The organism is Acinetobacter legionensis (assembly GCF_048551735.1).
Classification (GTDB): Bacteria; Pseudomonadota; Gammaproteobacteria; order Pseudomonadales; family Moraxellaceae; genus Acinetobacter.
Window position 1 is genome coordinate 1 of the sequence record NZ_JBIMBV010000095.1, and the last position, 483, is coordinate 483.

At 39.1% G+C, this 483-nt stretch carries 1 protein-coding gene; it reads left to right on the plus strand.

All coding sequences use genetic code 11. The annotated features are described in order from the left end of the window. Positions 1 to 356: DUF4376 domain-containing protein (locus tag ACG9ZL_RS21165; protein WP_419361890.1), on the plus strand; the 356-nt coding region annotated here is incomplete at its 5' end. Between the last annotated feature and the right edge of the window lie 127 nt (positions 357 to 483).

The following is a 483-nucleotide window of genomic DNA, read 5'->3' on the forward strand; positions in this document are numbered from 1 at the left end:
ATGATTTGAAACAGTGGATTGATCCTCGGTCATTAGATCAAGCTAAAGAGCAGAAATGGTCGGAGATCAAAATTCAAAGAGAAACCGCCGAATATGGTGGTTTTTCTTTTTTAAACTTTACTTTTGATTCAGACGTTTCTTCACAGGCCCGAATAATTGTGGCAAGTGATTTAGGTGTCTCAGTAGATTGGACATTGAAAGACAATTCAATTGTTTCGCTAGATGCAGAGCAATTGAGAGGTTTGAGAATTGCGCTAGCTCAGCATGTTTCAAACTGTCATTCAAGAAGCCGAATAGCTCGGCAACTTATTTATGACTCAGAAAGTATTGAACAAATAGAATCAATTCAGTTTTAGCACCTTCGGGTGCTTTTTTATTGCTAAAAATAGGGGGTTACATGTCTGAACAAGCGTTAGACACATCGGCTACAGCACTTGTAGCAAGTAAAGCTGTTGGTTATGGGGGATCAGTTTCAGGCGTATT